We start from the raw sequence: 15696 nt of genomic DNA on the forward strand, positions 1-15696 counted from the left end.
GTTCCTGCAGGAGCAAGGAATTTTAGACCACTGAAAATGCGAAAAACGGTCGATCGGCTGCACGCAGGTCCTTGCAAAAACTCAAAAAAGCGGCTTGTGCCACTTTTTTGATAGATAAAAATCCCCTGTTCCCACGGGAACAGGGGATTTGTTTTGCAAAAGGGATGGATTAAAGACCCATTTCCTTCTTGACTTCGGCGAAGCACTGGATGGCGAAATCCAGGTCTTCCTTGGTGTGAGCCGCAGAGATCTGGGTGCGCACACGGGCCTTGCCCTGGGGAACCACAGGATAGCAGAAGCCCACCACATAGACGCCCTTTTCCAGCATCCGGGAAGCAAACTCCTGAGCAACCTTGGCATCATAGAGCATGACGGGCACGATGGGATGGGTGCCTTCGGGGATGTCGAAGCCCAAAGTCGCCATCTTCTCGCGGAAGTACTTGGTGTTCTCGTGAACCTTATCCCGCAGAGCGGTGGATTCAGAGAGCATATCGAACACCTTGCAGCTGGCAGCGGCAATGGCCGGAGCCAGGGTGTTGGAGAACAGATAGGGACGGCTGCGCTGACGCAGCAGATCGACAATTTCCTGACGGGCGCTGGTGTAGCCGCCGGAAGCGCCGCCCAGAGCCTTGCCCAGAGTACCGGTGATGATGTCCACACGGCCCATCACGCCGCAGTATTCGGGAGTGCCCTTGCCGTGCTCGCCCATGAAGCCCACAGCGTGGCTGTCGTCCACCATAACCAGAGCGCCGTATTCATCGGCCAGGTCACAGATGCCCTTCAGGTTGGCGATAAAGCCGTCCATAGAGAAGACACCGTCGGTGGCAATCAGCTTGATGCGGCAGTCTTTGGCCTCTTCCAGCTTGGCCTTCAGGTCTTCCATGTTGTTGTTCTTATAGCGCAGTCTCTTGGCTTTGCACAGACGGACGCCGTCGATGATGGAGGCGTGGTTCAGCTCGTCGGAGATGACTGCATCTTCCGCGGTGAGCAGAGTCTCAAACAGACCGCCGTTGGCGTCGAAGCAGGAAGAATAGAGGATGGTGTCGTCCATACCCAGGAACTTGCTGATCTTGCTTTCCAGCTCCTTGTGCAGCTCCTGTGTGCCGCAGATGAAGCGGACGGAGGACAGGCCGTAGCCCCACTTGTCGTAGCTGTCCTTGGCAGCCTGGATCACTTCCGGATTGTTGGACAGACCCAGATAGTTGTTGGCGCACATATTCACCACATTGTGAGCCTTGGTGGTGTCGATGCGGGCGCTCTGAGGAGTGGTGATAAAGCGTTCGTCCTTATAGGTACCGGATTCCCGGATGCCTTCCAGCTCTTTGGCGTAGATCTTCAATGCCTCTTTCATGATATGAGCTTCCTCCTTTTGATAATAAAAACAGATGAAACGGGCTTATTTCTTTGTGGTCCAGTCCAGAACGACCTTGCCGGAGTTGCCGGAGATCATGGCTTCAAAGCCCTTTTCGAATTCGGTGTAATGGAAGTGATGGGTGATCACCGGATGGAGATCCAAGCCGCCCTGTACCATGGCGATCATCTTGTTCCAGGTGGCGAAGATCTTGCGGCCATAGATGCCCTGGAGGGTCAGACCCTTGAGGATCACATGGTCCCAGTTGATCTGGGTGTTGGGGCCCTGGAGACCCAGCAGGGAGACCTTGCCGCCGTTGCGCATCAGGCTGAGCAGCTGGTTGAGGCCGGGAGCGCTGCCGCTCATTTCCAGACCCACATCAAAGCCTTCCTTGATTTTCAGAGCCTCGAAATAATCTTCGGGCTTCTCTTTGGCCACATTGACGCAGGCGTCGGCGCCCAGCTTCTTGGCCAGATCCAGACGGAAGTCATTCACATCGGTGATGACAACATTGCGGGCACCGGCATATTTGCAGATGGCCACAGCCATGATGCCGATGGGGCCGGCGCCGGTGATCAGCACATCTTCGCCCACCAGATCCCACATCAGGGCGGTGTGAGTGGCATTGCCGAAGGCATCGAAGAAGGAGACCAGATCTTCGTCCAGATCCTCGTCCACAGGCACCACATTGCTCTCAGGAATGCACAGGTACTCGGCAAAAGCGCCGTCCCGGTTGACGCCCACGCCCTTGGCGGTGGGGCACCACTGGCCATTGCCCTCACGGCAGTTGCGGCAGGTGCCGCAGATGATATGGCCTTCGCCGGTGACCCGCTGGCCCACCTTGTACTTGGTGGCATTGGGGCCGCATTCGGCGATCTCGCCCACATATTCGTGGCCGGTGACCAGGGGAGGATTGAGGTTGGCCTGGCTCCAGGGATCCCAGTTGTAGATGTGCACATCGGTGCCGCAGATCGCAGTTTTGTGGATCTTGATCAGCACTTCGCCGTTACCGGGGGTGGGAACGGGCACCTGGGTGAGGGTCAGACCTTTGACGGGGCCGGTCTTGACCAGGGCGTCCATCATTCTTTCAGACATTTCGCTCATCTCCGTATTCATAATAAAATGTGTTTTCATGCAAAGGGACAAAGCTGTCCACAAACATTATATCACAGCTTTTTAACTTTTCAATGAGAAAAGACTTTCTTTTTCAAACAAAAATACCGATTTGTCCGCGCGTGGCGGACAGTTTGCCGCAACAGGAGGCCAACTTTGTGCAAAAGGCAAAAAAGGGCCTGTCCCGGCTTGGGGCGGGACAGGCCAACGATCAATTCAGAGGAGGCCGGGCGGGATCCACCACCTGGGAAGGATCAAAGAAATATTTGCTGATGCGCTCAGGGTGTTTGAGCATGGTGTAACCGTCCAGATTGAGGCGGTTCTGGATCATGCTGTTGCCTTCATAAGAGGTGGCCATGTTGGCGGCCACAGGACAGATGATTTTAAAGCCCTGATCCACCATATACTGATACCGGGGATCACTGGGGCTATAGTGGGCGCCGAAAGGAGTGATGAGAACTTGGGTAGGGCCGGTGTAGGTGCCGATCAGTTCCCGCCAGCGGGTCAGGTCGCTTTCCAGCTCTTCCATGGTGATATCGCCCCGCCAGTAGCCGTTGTGGGTATAGCTGTGGCAGCCGATCTCCCAGCCGGTTTCCCGCAGGCGCTGAGCGATTTTCTGCACATCCTCCAGCATTTGCTGGCCTTCTTCCGGGGTATAAAGCTCCAGGTCGGTGATCCGGTAGCCGAAGGCTCCCTGATAACCGGTGGGGGCCAGAATGCCCTTGGCTCCCCGGAAGGAAAATTCCGGATGTTCCTTGACGAACTGATCCACAATGGGCTGCACATCGCCGTCATAGGTGTTGCTCACCGTGCCATCAGGAGCTTTTACTTCGGTGACCACATCTCCCTGTTCGTTGATCACCAGCCGGGTGGCAAAGCCATCGGGGGCCATATAATCGTAATAACTCAGATCGTCCACCGACAGAATCAAAGGCTTTTTCCCCTGGGGCAGGTAGATGTCCTTCTGGGTCACAGAGCCATCTTCATTTACCTGGATCAGCTCATTGATATCATAGAGGACAAAACCATTTTCCAGCAGCAAGGGCAGCATCTTTTTAAATTCGCTGACGGTGGTCATCCACATATTGTAGCCCTCGGCCGGATGTCCCTCGTTGTCAAAAGCCAGCTCCGGATAAATGATCAGGCTGTGGAAAAACACATGGTAGGGCATCCCCTCATATTTCACCAGGGAGTCCTTGGCCTGCTGGCAGGTCTGGATGGCCTGCTGCACATCCTCATTCACCAGCTTTTTGTCGGCGTTTTCCAAAAGCTCCAGGGCTTCGTCATAGAAATATCCCCGGCGCAGGGTATCGGCTTTTTCCAGAAGCTGCTGACGCTGCGCTTCCAGCTGTTGAGAGTTTTCTCCCTGGCCGGGCTTGTGGTCCGAGGCGGGAGTGCCTGGCCGGCCGGTAAAGCAGGTGATAAGGGCAAAAACAGACAGGACAAAAGCGCAGCAGGAAAGAAGAAAGGCTGCGGCGCGGCGATGAGGAGAAGGATGAGATGTCATGGCAAAAGCCTCCGTTGCTGATTCGACAAAAAAATGGTTTTTTCGACGATCCTATTATAAAATAATAAGGACGAAGATACAACCCCGGGTCAGTTACAAACAGTAAAGGAATGGTTACAAAGAAAGGGATACAGTTCTTTACAATTTGTTTTTTTTTAAGATATTGCATTTTCATAATTTCGATGGATAATAAAAAACAGAGAAAGGCAGTAAGTCTTTGAGAAAGAAAAAGGAGGCAACACTTCTATGAATGAGGATAAAATGAATCGGGAAAATGGGGAGAACACCCAGAACTTCCATACAGCTTCCAATGGCGGCTGGGGCCAGGAGGAGCGGAGCCAGAGCGGATATCAGGGCGGCTGGAATCAGAGTGCCCAGAATGCAGGGGCAACTCCTTCCTATGGACAGGCCAGAAGCGCTTATGATACCCAGGGCATCTATGGCGGAAAACCCCGGCAGCCCCGGGCCCCCAAGGAGCATCGTTCCGGAGGAAAGAGCCGGGTGGGCCGTTTCTTCAAAGGAGTGGGCGCTCTGGTGCTGGTGGCCGCCGTGTCGGTAGGCTCCACCGTGGGCTATCTGAAATGGATGGGGTATGAACCTTCCAAGGGCACAAGTTCCAGCTCCTCCGGCAACACCACCAGCGGCACCAAGGTGATCTATCAGCCCACCTATTCAGAGGATTCCCTCACTTCCGCTCAGATCTATGAAGAAAATGTATCCTCGGTGGTGGCTATTACCAGCCAGATGTCCAATGGCAGCGGCGTGGGAACCGGCATTATCATGAAAGAGGACGGCTATATCATCACCAACGACCATGTGGTGGCCGATGCGCTGAGCATTACAGTGCGCACCTATGACGGCACGGAATACCAGGCCCAGGTGGTGGGCACCGATGAAAAGACCGATATCGCTGTCATCAAAATTGACGCCGATGGTTTGAAAGCCGCTACTTTCGGCGACTCCGATCAGTTGGTAGTAGGTGAGCCTGCCGTGGTCATCGGCAATCCGCTGGGTCTGGAATTTGCCAACACCATGACCCAGGGCGCCATTTCCTCCACCAGCCGTGATATCCAGATCGGCAACTATATCATGAATGTGATCCAGACCGATGCCTCCATCAATCCCGGCAACTCCGGCGGCCCGCTGTTCAACAGCCTGGGCGAAGTGGTAGGTGTGGTTTCCTCCAAGATCAACACATCGGAAGCGGTGGGCATTGGCTTCGCCATTCCCAGCAACACCGCCCTTAAAGTGGCCAACGACTTTATCGAATATGGCGCTGTACAGGATCGGCCTATGCTGGGCGTCACCGTGGAAGAAATCAATTCCTATTATGGCCGGATGCAGGGCATTACAGCCGGGCTGCGGGTGGCCGAAGTGGTGGAAGGCGGCGCAGCACAGCTGGCCGGCATCCAGGCCGGGGACTATATCGTCTCCTTTAACGGAGAAGAAGTGAGCACTCTGTCTGAACTGAACTATGCCAAGGATCAATGCCAGGTGGGTGACACCGTCGAAGTGGGACTGATCCGCGGCGGCCAGGAGATCACAGTGGATCTGGTGCTGAAAGACGCCAATCAGCTGGATGCCTGATGCAAAAAGAAGTAGAATCATTCCTCCCTGATTGATATTCCCATAAAATAGGAGCGGACACCGCAGCTGCGGTGTCCGCTCTGTTGCTTTGATAAACGATGAGATGCTATAATAGCCGACAAGGAGGAAACACTGAATGGACAGAACGAACATAGTACAGCTTGACCCGCTGGAAAAGGAAGAGCGGGAAGAATTTATCCGACAGGTGCAGCAGGCCTTTGACAAAGGGGCGCAGGATGTGTTTGGGAAGGATATCCCTCCGGCGATCCCGCGAAAAGATGTGGAAGAATCTCTGGACGATCCCAGGTGCAGGGCATACCATATTCTGCACCAGGGACAAGTGGCAGGCGGCGCTGTGGTGCGGTGGGAAGAAGAGGAAAGACGCTGCGGGCTGGAGCTGCTGTTCATTCGGCCGGACATCCATGGCAGGGGCCTGGGACAGAGCGCCTGGCAGGTCATCCAGCAAGCCTATCCCCGTGCCAGGGTGTGGGAGACCCATACTCCTTATTTTGACAAGAGGAACATTCACTTCTATGTGAACAAGTGCGGCTTTCACATTGTGGAGTTTTATTGCGATGCCCATCCATTGCCCCATGCTTCCAGTCAACCGATTCCTGGCGGCGATGTGTTTTTCCGCTTTGAAAAGCAGATGGAAGAATAGAAAAAGCCCGGCTGAGACCGGGCTTTTTTCAATGTTTTCCGTTGTGTTTTTTCACAATGCGGGTGTAGATCAGCAGTCCGATGGAGCTGATTAGCACCGTGATGGCAAAGACGATGATCGCCAGCTTGTAGTCCTGAAGGCCCATAGCGTTGCCGCCCATGGTGGAGGAGATCACCGAAGGGATCCGGGCGATGGTGGACAGCACCAGAAAGGTTTTCAGATTCATGGGCGTCAAACCGATGAAGTAGGTGATCACATCCTTGGGTGTGCCGGGAATGAGGAAAAGGAAGAAGATCAAAAGCTCCAGCTTGCGGCTGTTGTGGATAAATTTCAGCGAATCCAGCTTTTCCCGGGAGATAAAGGCTTCTACCATCTTTACACCGAAGCGGCGGGTAAAACCATAGATGATGATGGAGCCCAGTACAGAGCCGGTGAGGCAAAGAATCAAGCCCTCCCAGGCGCCGAAGGTGAAGCCTGCGGCGATTTCCACCACTTCGCCCGGCATGATGGCTACCACCACCTGAAGCACCTGGATGCCGATGAGGGCCAGCCGGCCCAGGATCCCCTGTCCCTGGGCCCAGGCACGGAAACCCTCCGGGTCGGAGGCAAAGGTGAGGATACGGCTGCCGAAAGTGAAAGTGATAAAAAGGAACACGCCGATCAGTCCCAGAAGGGAGCAAAGGCTTACCGCCTTGCGCCGGCGTCGGTAACTGCGCTCTTCCTGCTCCGGGGTACGATCTGAATGCATGGGAAACACCTCCCTTGGTTGTTGCAAGCAAGTATAACAGCAAAGTGTTGCAAAATCTTCTTGAAAACCTTACAATATTCTTAAAAACCCAGGCGCTGGTGAAAAAATCCCTTTTTTTCAGTATAGCACAAATGGGCGCTGGTGGGAACCGGAAGTGAGGGAAGAACAGGGTGACAAGATACTATTATGGCCAGGGCAAAGTGGTGCTGGCAGCCCGGGAACTGTTTGGCTGGCAGGAAGACTATGCCGATGAGAAATACAGCCGCTATACCGGTATGGAGATCGCTTTGCAGGATGACGGACGCTTTTCTGTGTGGGGGGATCTGGGCGAAGAGGATGCCGAGCTTTTGCGGGATACCAAGCCCGATCACAAAAATCTGCTGCCACGGGTGCTGGGGTTTGCAGACGAGCGGACCAAAGAATAAAGAATAAAGGAGAGGAAAGACCATGGCGGAAAAACCCACCTACTTGCTCATCGACAGTCAGGTGCTGCCCGATGTATTTCTGAAAGTGGTACGGGCCAAGGAAATGCTGGCCCGGGGAACGGTGAAAAGCGCCGCCATGGCCGCCCGCGCCTGCGGCATATCCCGCAGCGCCTTCTATAAGTATAAAGATAGTGTGGAGCTGTTTGACCGGGGCGGAGGCAGCATGATTACCTTGTATTTTTCCCTGGCCGATGAGCCGGGAGTGCTGTCGGCTGTCCTCAGCTGTATCTACGATGCCGGCGCCAATATCCTTACCATCAATCAGAATATACCGGCCGACGGCGTCGCGCCGGTGACCATTGCGTTGAAGCTGGGAGAGCAGACCACAGCAGCTCAGCTTCAGATCAGCCTGTTGGGAATTCCCGGTGTGGTGCGGGTGCGGGAAATCTGAAGCACCCATGCAAAAAGGACCGCCGAAAGGCAGTCCTTTTTGCGCATTGCCAGGCAATCAGCCGTCGTATTTGCAGTTCTTGCTGTTTTCAGCCTTGTTGTTCTCCATCTTGCCATTTTTACTGTTCTGGCTGTTTTTGCTGTTCTGGTTCTTCATGCGCTCACCTCATTTCTTGTGTTCCTATTGTGTACCGCCTCCCTGGGTTTTATACATTGATTTTTCACCAGGAAATGTGTTAAAATGAAAAATAGCGTTTGACCGCTCTTCCTTGGAAGAGGGAACGAAAAATGGAATCTATTTGAAGGATATAGGAGGGGACGAAATGTCCGGACATTCCAAATGGCATAATATTGCCAGGAAAAAAGGCGTTGTGGATCAGCAGCGCGCCAAAGTATTCACCAAATTCGCCCGCGAGATGGCGGTGGTCATCCGTACCGGCGGCTCGGCCGACCCCAGCGTCAACGGCAAGCTGCGGGATGTGATCGCCAAGGCCAAGGCCAACAATGTGCCCAATGACAACATCAACCGGGTTTTGCAGAAATATGCTTCCGGCGGCGCCGGTGAAGATTACGAATCCATCACCTATGAAGGCTATGGCCCCAAGGGCATTGCCGTCATTGTGGAGACTCTCACCGACAACCGCAATCGTACCGCCGGTGACATGCGTCACTACTTTGATAAATACGGCGGAAATCTGGGTGCTTCCGGCTGCGTGTCCTGGCAGTTTGACCGCAAGGGTATGCTGGTGGTGGAGCGTCTGGATGACATGGATGAGGATGATGTGATGATGCAGGCTCTGGAAGCCGGCGCTTCCGATTTCTCCGCAGAGGAGGATGTGTTCGAAATCACCACCACTCCCGATGATCTGGGATCTGTCCGGGAAAAGCTGGAGGAAAACGGCTTTACATTCCTGGAGGCCGAGGAGGCCATGGTGCCCCAGACCTACATTTCTCTGGATGACGAAGACGACATCAAGAACATGAACAAGCTTCTGGAAATGCTGGAAGATAATGACGATGTGCAGAATGTGTGGCACAACTGGGAGAATCCCACCGAAGCGTAAGAGTGAACTTTTTTGACTGAATAGCTTATGTTTTTCGCCAATAATCAGGGAATTAGCAACTGGGGTTTGAATGAGTTGTGTATTTTCTGATTTGAGCGATGACATACATACTTCCTTCTATTGTGGTATACAATTTGTGAGCAGAAGGAGGAAGTAGTATGAAACTGGAAGTGTTGGTCAAGGAATATCTGATAGAGATTGAGGTCAGAAAGTATACCCCCAAGACGATACGGGGGTATCGGAATGGCCTCAATCTTTTTTTGCGTTTTTGCGAAGAAAATCTTGATCTGGATGAAATCGAAGATATTACGCTTGCAGCAGTAAGGCAATTTGCAAAACATATGACCGAAGCGGGGAGAAAGGGAACATATATCAATGGATTATTGAAAATAGTAAAGTCTTTTTTGCAGTATTGCTACGAAGAAGGCTATGGCGGTTTTAATACCAAGAAGAACTTCAAATGGTGTAAGGAAGAGAAGCCTATTATTAGGACTTATAATCCTTCTGATGTGCGCTCTATGCTCCAATCCTGCAAGGGATATGATTTTATATCTATCCGTGATAATGCTGTTCTAGTTACATTGTTTGAAACAGGAATACGCTGTTGGGAATTGTGCTGTATCCAAAAGGAAGATATCCATGATGACTTTATTGTTATAAAAGGTAAAAACCATAAGCAGAGAGTTGTTCCTATTACGCCGCTTCTGCAAAAGGCCTTGTTGCGTTATCAATTAGCAGCAGAGCGCTATTTTACCCTAAAATCCACCGATCATTATTACTTTTTGTCTTTTCATGGCCGACAGCTTACAAATAGTGCTGTTGAGCATATTGTCAAACGACATGGAAGCGGAATTAAAGGAGTTAGAGTATCTCCCCACACTTGCCGACATTTCTTTGCACAACAGCAAATGAAGCTGGGGACAGACCTTTATACAATCTCAAGGCTCCTGGGCCATGAGAATATTAGAATTACTCAAACATACTTAAATAGCTTACGGGATGAAGAAATCATAGAGATAGCTAAACATAAAAGCGTTCTTATGAATTTGTAGTATAGAAGCAGGGCAAAGAGATTTTACTTTGTCCTGCTTTTTGTTTGTAGTGGTGGAGTGGCATAGTATAAAAGAAGAGTATTAAAAGTAATGTATGTGTTTGTAGTATCAGGCTGTTTCATTTTTGATATTTTTATAGTATCAAATCAAACGAACGATAGATTTAATACTTTCTTGGCAAGAGGGGACTAGATATGATTTATGGATATTGCAGAATTAGTACCAACAAACAGAATATCGAGAGACAGGAGCGTAATATTAAGGCGGTCTATCCAGAAGCTATGATTATCAAAGAGGCCTATACCGGAATAAGCCTTGACCGTAAAGAATGGGGGAAATTGTTAAAACAACTTAAAACTGGTGATATAGTCGTTTTTGACAGTGTAAGCCGTATGAGTAGAAATGCAGAGGAAGGTTTTGAAGCTTATCAAGATATGTTTCGACAAGGTATCAATCTTGTTTTCTTGAAAGAGCCGCATATTAACACAAGTACATATAAAGCAGCTATGGAGAATCAAGTACAACTGACAGGCAGTCATGTGGATTTGATTTTAGAAGGGGTCAATAAATATCTTTTAGCTTTAGCAAAGGAACAAATTAAGATTGCCTTTGACCAGGCGGAGAAAGAGGTTTCTGATCTTCACCAGAGAACAAGAGAAGGTATCCAGACAGCCAGAATGAACGGTAAACAGATCGGACAAAAGGCTGGTGTAAAGTTAATCACAAAGAAAAGTGTTGCCAGCAAAGAAATCATTCTGAAGCACAGTAAAGATTTTGGTGGAAGTTTATCAGACATGGAAATGATGCAGCTTACAGGTTTGGCTAGGAATACCTACTACAAATATAAGCGTGAGCTGAAACAGAAAGGTTAGTTTCAATTTATCAATGGGGTGAGGCTATAATGCTTTGCCCCTTTTTTATTATATTGTTTAAAATATATGGTGGAAAACAATGGTTTGCAAAAGAGATGAAATTTTATATGCCCCCCAATAAAGGATAAATTTAAGATGAAAATCTAATCAATTTGTTTACTAGGAGAATATGAGCAGGGCCCCGAAGGGGCCAGAATAGTTGGGGCATAGTTATGGACATAGGATAATGGGAGGAAGAAGGAGCTAGAGGTAGCAGAAACAGGAGCAATCCATGCAATAAAATATTGTAAAAAATAAATCATAGTCAAATTAAATATTTTAATTTTTAAGTTAAAATTATAAATTATAAAATTATACAGCTAAGTCTACAATACTAATAATGAAAAGATGGATTGAAGTTAAATCGCAAGGGGGGATGATTTGCACAGTGTAAAATAAAATTTACATAAATTAACTAAAATAAAACTTGAAATTTTAGGGAATTTATGGTATAATCTGTAATACAGACGAAAGAGTCTGAATACAAATCAAGCGGGTGATAGGGACTCTATTTATATATTACAAAGTAAAAAATACCAAAATTGTAAATCTAAATTATGATTTGGTATTTCTTTCTCCTATATAATTTTATAATACCATAATATATATAAAATTTAAAAATACCAATTTATAATGTGTGAATATATTTTGTTTTATTAAATGAATAGATTTTTAGAGAGGAGAAAAACATATAAAAGAGTTCCTGCCTGCGGAAAGGAATAGATGAGTAAATATAAGTATAATTTTCAAAATGTGAAAAAAGGTCAGCAATTTAAAGATTTTACAGCTTTTTTTGAAGCAATAACGGGGCAAAAACCACAAACAGGAGCTAAAAATCGAGCAGCAATTGAGCGAGAATTATCTAAATATATTAGCTATTGTAAAGCATCTGAGATAAAACCAGAGATTTCTTCAAAGCGTGCAATTATTATAAAAGAAATATATGATAGTCCACGCAAGATCGATGAGAATAGAGGAAGACACGGGAAATATGCAAATTATTTGAAACCATTACTTTTGCTTTCATGTGGATATTCTTCCTATGAAGGGAAAATGTACCGTCTTGCTAATTCTCTGGGTATATTCTCACAATATACATTTGATCAACTTAAAAATGCAGAAAATTGGAATAGAAGAGATAAAATGGAATTTAACCCCTGGTCCATTAAAGGAGATATGAGGCCAGGGAAAGAACAATATTTGCGTTCATTATGGAATCTCATTCGTACCACTATAGAGAGAAATTTAATTTCTATGCAAAAGGAGGGAATTTTAGAGTGGACATATTATCATAAGTTTACCCCTGATATATTGATAGATATTGATGGTCGTAAAGAGAGACGCTTTAAATCGAAAACAGAACTCAAACAAGATAACCAAAGGCGACAAAGATTTCTAGAAGAAATTGAGAAAGATAAAAATGCTATTTTACTACCAGAAACACTGGAATGCTTAAACATATATTCTAAAAAATGGGACAGTTATATTGATCAAAATACATTGAAACAAGAAGCATATAGGAATAATATGTATATCCCTTCTGAATACGCAGTTCTTGCAACACCGGAACAAGAATGTGCTATTGCTAATTTAGAGCAATTCATGCGTCAATATGCTTATAAGGAATATTATAAGCAAGAGAAATTTCCTCCCGTTGAAGATATCACAAATGAATTTGAATTTTTTCAAAACAGTCATTTGTTAAGAATATACATTCAACTGATCGAAACAATGTATCCCTGGCTTATTGAGTGTAAGGCTATCTGGAAAGAGGTAAAATATCAAGTTGTAGGAGATGCAAGTCAGATAGAACGATATATAAATGTGTCTAGCTTTGATAGTGAATTGGCCAAAGAATCCTTAAGCAAAGAATTTCTGAGATACATGGACACGCATTTAGAACAGATCATGTTTCTTCCAACAAAAACCACTTTATCAGACCTTAAAGGAAAACAATTTGGCAAGAGAACAGGTCCAATGATGGAGAGACCTGTTTCATCGAGTAAATCAGCGTGTGCACTGCACGAAAAATTAAAGCAGTTTTATCCAATATAATAGTACCCCCCAGAAAAGCCGTTAAGCCGATCTGGGGATTTTTTATTCATCTGATATCTCCAAATTTTTTAGTGCAAAATCAATAGACATTTGTATTAGCTCGTTCCTTGTGCGACCAGTTTGTTTTGCAACTTCATCAAGCTTTTTAATCATTTCATCTGGCAAACGAGCTGAGACAACTGAAGTTTTTCCGAAAGCTGGTCTGCGAGGATGGACTACAAATTTATTTTCCAATTATATCACCTAAGCACTATACTATCGAAAGAATTGTAGTTTTTATACACTACAAAAGTTTACAAAAAGATTGCAACATGATATTATAGATGTGATTTTGATATGTTGGGGTGATTTGTATGAAGAGAGTAACAGCTATATTATTGGCTACTCAAATGTTGTTAATGAGTATCTGTGTTTCTTGTACAGATGAGGGAAACACGACGAATGATTTGAACGGAGAAGGTAAAACAAGCCAGAACGAACAAAAAGAGAATGAAGTTATTTCAGTTTCCACAAAGGAAGAAATCGCTTTTAACAAACAAATAAGCGCAATAATTACGGGGTACTCTGTTCAGACAGAAGATGAATTGTGTCAAGAAATGATGGGATATAATGACGAAGAATACGAAGGCTTAAAACAAGATACATGGGTGTATGATAAGTGTATGGAGCTAGTCCATATAGAGCTTCCAGAAGATCATGTTCGAGTAAAAGTGTATATGACAGTGACGAATACAGGGGATGCGGAACTTTCTCTTCAACCTTTTTCGGGTGAGGAAGATGCAGATACCCCTATGCCAAAAGTTTACTTAGTGTCTCCGGATTTTCGTGCAGAATTAGTATTTCGCGCAGGATTTTGGGGAACGGATGGAGAACTGATTTATGAAGAATCTTCTGATAAATTATTGGAAAATGGCACGGCAGAAGCACAGATTGAAGTAGCAATTTTAGAAACAGAAATCTCAAACTTACAAGAATATACATTGCGCTTTGAGAGTGAAGGAAAGGTATTTGAGTGGGCGTTTGATAATCAAGTGGAAGCAAAATAGAAGATTTAGAAAGGGAGAATATTATGAAAGACAGATTTGTGATGAGATTTGCTGAGGATGAGTTAAATAAGTTTTTGGACGAACATCCTGACTATCGTATTGTGTGTATGACATATGCACACCAAAGTGCTTTCTACTATGGTATTATTGCGTATTTTGAAAAGATTAAATAAACCAGGCGAAATAATATTTTAGACACTGGTATTACTTAATCGAGAGCATAGAAAAATGCTGAAGGACAGTTAGGCGTGGAAATAGGAAAATGAAGGAGGGGAAACACAATGAAAAGAGCGGTATGGATTTTAATAATTGCCGGGATGTGCCTTTCATTATGCGCTTGCAGCAAAAGTGAAGCAGCTACAAAGGTAGACAATATGATCTCGGAAATAGGTGAAGTCACACTGGAAAGCGGAGCAAAAATAACTGCGGCGGAAGAAGCGGCTAATGAGTTGAAAGAATCAGAGTATAAGCAGTTGGAACAGATTTCCGCACTGAAAGAAGCAAGGAAAATTTATGACCAACTGATGGAAGAAAAAAGAATTGAAGAAAATAAAACGGAAATTGCTGAACTGGAATCGGCGATTGACTCGATTGGCACTGTAACTTTGGAGCAAGAATCGGTGATTTCTGATATTAGAAAGCAATATAACCGGGCCAATAAAGAAGTGCAGGTTGGTGTGACAAACTATAAAATACTGGAACAGGCCGAAGAGCAACTGAGCAATCTGAAGGTGCAAAATGTTATCAATTTGATTGATCAAATAGGGCAAGTGACATTAAACAGCGAGGAAGCAATCAATACAGCGAAGAGTACTTACAATAAATTATCTTCTGATGAGAAAACAAGAGTAATAAATTATGATAGTGTGGAAGCTGCTTCTCAAAAGTTACAAGAACTCAAGATGGAAAAGCGTGTAAAAAATATTGTGAGAGTAACCAAACTCCAGGTTAGTAAACCGGATTCTGTGGGTGGCGTGGATATATTTTTTGGTTTTAGAAATATGTCCGATAAAGTCATAAAATATATTACATTTGAAGTGGTACCATACAATGCCGTTGGAGACATAGTATACTGCGAAATCCGTGATTATGCGAATTTCAGAGGACAAGCTACAGGTCCGTATGCACAGGGGCAGGGACTCACCGGAAACTCTGATTGGTATTGGGCGAATGCATGGTATAACTCCACCATTGCAAGTATTCAGTTAAGGGGAATTGATATTGAATATATGGACGGCACAAGCGTATCTTTATCTGGAAACGAACTAAATTATGTTATATATTGACATACATAAAGCACCAACTTGTTATCAGTGTTACACAAACAGCCTTGCTCACTAATTAGAGCAGGGCTGTGCTTTTTGCTTGCTTCTATCTTTATTGTCTGGTATTATATATCTGTACAAATAAACTGTGCTATACATAGCGAATTGTGTGGTGCATGAGAGGAAGTAAATTCAGTCAAAAAGTTCTGAAAATGGTTGTTTTTTGCGTGTTTCTTTATCAAGAACATGAACAAGCTTCTGGAAATGCTGGAAGATAATGACGATGTGCAGAATGTGTGGCACAACTGGGAAAACCCCACCGAAGCGTAAGAACAAAAAGAGCTGGGCAAAATGAACAGGTCCAGTAAAAACGGACAGTGACAAAAGACCCCCTGATGTAGGAAAATAGACTACATCAGGGGGTCTTGTCATGAAGAAACGAAATTATACACATGTTCAAG

The 15696-nt window shown here is 46.2% G+C and carries 16 protein-coding genes and 1 pseudogene; 12 read left to right on the plus strand and 5 right to left on the minus strand.

Features of this window, described 5'->3' with window-relative positions; genetic code table 11:
- Positions 1-169: 169 nt before the first annotated feature.
- From H6A25_RS08740 to H6A25_RS08750, 3 genes are all read right to left on the minus strand, one after another.
- Complete coding sequence (locus tag H6A25_RS08740) at positions 170-1351, minus strand: glycine C-acetyltransferase (protein WP_204751705.1); 1182 nt, start codon at positions 1349-1351, stop codon at positions 170-172.
- Positions 1352-1396: 45 nt separating this feature from the next.
- A complete protein-coding gene (gene tdh, locus H6A25_RS08745; protein WP_204751707.1) occupies positions 1397-2446 on the minus strand; it encodes an L-threonine 3-dehydrogenase in 1050 nt (349 codons plus the stop codon).
- A gap of 229 nt (positions 2447-2675) precedes the next feature.
- Positions 2676-3971, minus strand: coding sequence for a polysaccharide deacetylase family protein (locus H6A25_RS08750; protein ID WP_204751709.1), 1296 nt, complete (start codon positions 3969-3971; stop codon positions 2676-2678).
- Positions 3972-4217: 246 nt separating this feature from the next.
- On the opposite strand from H6A25_RS08750, the gene H6A25_RS08755 reads away from it, so the two are divergent.
- Positions 4218-5558 carry a S1C family serine protease gene (locus H6A25_RS08755; protein WP_204751711.1) on the plus strand — a complete coding sequence of 447 codons (1341 nt, stop codon included), beginning with the start codon at positions 4218-4220 and terminating at the stop codon, positions 5556-5558.
- 136 nt (positions 5559-5694) lie between these two features.
- Positions 5695-6219, plus strand: coding sequence for a GNAT family N-acetyltransferase (locus H6A25_RS08760; RefSeq protein WP_204751713.1), 525 nt, complete (start codon positions 5695-5697; stop codon positions 6217-6219).
- 28 nt (positions 6220-6247) lie between these two features.
- On the opposite strand, the gene H6A25_RS08765 is transcribed toward H6A25_RS08760, so the two are convergent.
- A complete protein-coding gene (locus H6A25_RS08765; RefSeq protein WP_204751715.1) occupies positions 6248-6967 on the minus strand; it encodes a TVP38/TMEM64 family protein in 720 nt (239 codons plus the stop codon).
- A gap of 170 nt (positions 6968-7137) precedes the next feature.
- Between H6A25_RS08765 and H6A25_RS08770 the strand changes: the two genes are divergently transcribed.
- From H6A25_RS08770 to H6A25_RS08795, 6 genes are all read left to right on the plus strand, one after another.
- Positions 7138-7392 (plus strand): hypothetical protein, encoded by a 255-nt coding sequence (locus tag H6A25_RS08770; RefSeq protein WP_204751717.1) that lies wholly within the window; start codon positions 7138-7140, stop codon positions 7390-7392.
- Between the two features lie 22 nt (positions 7393-7414).
- Positions 7415-7843 (plus strand): ACT domain-containing protein, encoded by a 429-nt coding sequence (locus H6A25_RS08775; protein WP_204751719.1) that lies wholly within the window; start codon positions 7415-7417, stop codon positions 7841-7843.
- Between the two features lie 322 nt (positions 7844-8165).
- Positions 8166-8906 carry a YebC/PmpR family DNA-binding transcriptional regulator gene (locus H6A25_RS08780; protein WP_204751721.1) on the plus strand — a complete coding sequence of 247 codons (741 nt, stop codon included), beginning with the start codon at positions 8166-8168 and terminating at the stop codon, positions 8904-8906.
- Positions 8907-9064: 158 nt separating this feature from the next.
- The gene (locus tag H6A25_RS08785; RefSeq protein WP_204751723.1) at positions 9065-9958 is read left to right on the plus strand and encodes a tyrosine-type recombinase/integrase; all 894 of its coding nucleotides are present in this window, start codon (positions 9065-9067) and stop codon (positions 9956-9958) included.
- Between the two features lie 194 nt (positions 9959-10152).
- Positions 10153-10830 (plus strand): recombinase family protein, encoded by a 678-nt coding sequence (locus H6A25_RS08790; RefSeq protein WP_204751725.1) that lies wholly within the window; start codon positions 10153-10155, stop codon positions 10828-10830.
- Positions 10831-11592: 762 nt separating this feature from the next.
- Positions 11593-12924 (plus strand): hypothetical protein, encoded by a 1332-nt coding sequence (locus H6A25_RS08795; protein ID WP_204751727.1) that lies wholly within the window; start codon positions 11593-11595, stop codon positions 12922-12924.
- A gap of 42 nt (positions 12925-12966) precedes the next feature.
- Here the strand turns inward: H6A25_RS08795 and H6A25_RS08800 are convergent, their stop codons facing one another.
- Entirely contained in the window at positions 12967-13158 is a 192-nt protein-coding gene (locus tag H6A25_RS08800; RefSeq protein ID WP_204751728.1) for a ribbon-helix-helix protein, CopG family, read from the minus strand.
- Between the two features lie 119 nt (positions 13159-13277).
- Here H6A25_RS08800 and H6A25_RS08805 point away from each other — a divergent pair, with 119 nt between their 5' ends.
- From H6A25_RS08805 to H6A25_RS08820, 4 genes and pseudogenes are all read left to right on the plus strand, one after another.
- The gene (locus H6A25_RS08805) at positions 13278-13970 is read left to right on the plus strand and encodes a hypothetical protein (protein WP_204751730.1); all 693 of its coding nucleotides are present in this window, start codon (positions 13278-13280) and stop codon (positions 13968-13970) included.
- A 23-nt stretch (positions 13971-13993) separates the two neighbouring features.
- A complete protein-coding gene (locus tag H6A25_RS08810) occupies positions 13994-14143 on the plus strand; it encodes a hypothetical protein (protein WP_204751732.1) in 150 nt (49 codons plus the stop codon).
- A 108-nt stretch (positions 14144-14251) separates the two neighbouring features.
- Positions 14252-15256: a hypothetical protein gene (locus H6A25_RS08815; RefSeq protein WP_204751734.1), complete on the plus strand. Its 1005-nt coding sequence runs from the start codon at positions 14252-14254 to the stop codon at positions 15254-15256.
- 216 nt (positions 15257-15472) lie between these two features.
- Positions 15473-15565, plus strand: a pseudogene (locus tag H6A25_RS08820) (YebC/PmpR family DNA-binding transcriptional regulator); the annotation flags it as partial.
- Between the last annotated feature and the right edge of the window lie 131 nt (positions 15566-15696).

Origin of the sequence: Intestinimonas butyriciproducens (assembly GCF_016901775.1) — a bacterium.
Taxonomy (GTDB): Bacteria; Bacillota; Clostridia; order Oscillospirales; family Butyricicoccaceae; genus Pseudobutyricicoccus.

Excerpts from the sequence above, each read along its gene's own strand:
- H6A25_RS08750 (WP_204751709.1), bottom strand. The coding sequence starts at position 3,971 with ATGACATCTCATCCTTCTCCTCATCGCCGCGCCGCAGCCTTTCTTCTT.
- H6A25_RS08810 (WP_204751732.1), top strand. The coding sequence starts at position 13,994 with ATGAAAGACAGATTTGTGATGAGATTTGCTGAGGATGAGTTAAATAAG.
- H6A25_RS08760 (WP_204751713.1), top strand. The coding sequence starts at position 5,695 with ATGGACAGAACGAACATAGTACAGCTTGACCCGCTGGAAAAGGAAGAG.
- H6A25_RS08740 (WP_204751705.1), bottom strand. The coding sequence starts at position 1,351 with ATGAAAGAGGCATTGAAGATCTACGCCAAAGAGCTGGAAGGCATCCGG.
- H6A25_RS08765 (WP_204751715.1), bottom strand. The coding sequence starts at position 6,967 with ATGCATTCAGATCGTACCCCGGAGCAGGAAGAGCGCAGTTACCGACGC.
- H6A25_RS08775 (WP_204751719.1), top strand. The coding sequence starts at position 7,415 with ATGGCGGAAAAACCCACCTACTTGCTCATCGACAGTCAGGTGCTGCCC.
- tdh (WP_204751707.1), bottom strand. The coding sequence starts at position 2,446 with ATGTCTGAAAGAATGATGGACGCCCTGGTCAAGACCGGCCCCGTCAAA.
- H6A25_RS08755 (WP_204751711.1), top strand. The coding sequence starts at position 4,218 with ATGAATGAGGATAAAATGAATCGGGAAAATGGGGAGAACACCCAGAAC.
- H6A25_RS08785 (WP_204751723.1), top strand. The coding sequence starts at position 9,065 with ATGAAACTGGAAGTGTTGGTCAAGGAATATCTGATAGAGATTGAGGTC.
- H6A25_RS08795 (WP_204751727.1), top strand. The coding sequence starts at position 11,593 with ATGAGTAAATATAAGTATAATTTTCAAAATGTGAAAAAAGGTCAGCAA.
- H6A25_RS08815 (WP_204751734.1), top strand. The coding sequence starts at position 14,252 with ATGAAAAGAGCGGTATGGATTTTAATAATTGCCGGGATGTGCCTTTCA.
- H6A25_RS08790 (WP_204751725.1), top strand. The coding sequence starts at position 10,153 with ATGATTTATGGATATTGCAGAATTAGTACCAACAAACAGAATATCGAG.
- H6A25_RS08780 (WP_204751721.1), top strand. The coding sequence starts at position 8,166 with ATGTCCGGACATTCCAAATGGCATAATATTGCCAGGAAAAAAGGCGTT.
- H6A25_RS08805 (WP_204751730.1), top strand. The coding sequence starts at position 13,278 with ATGAAGAGAGTAACAGCTATATTATTGGCTACTCAAATGTTGTTAATG.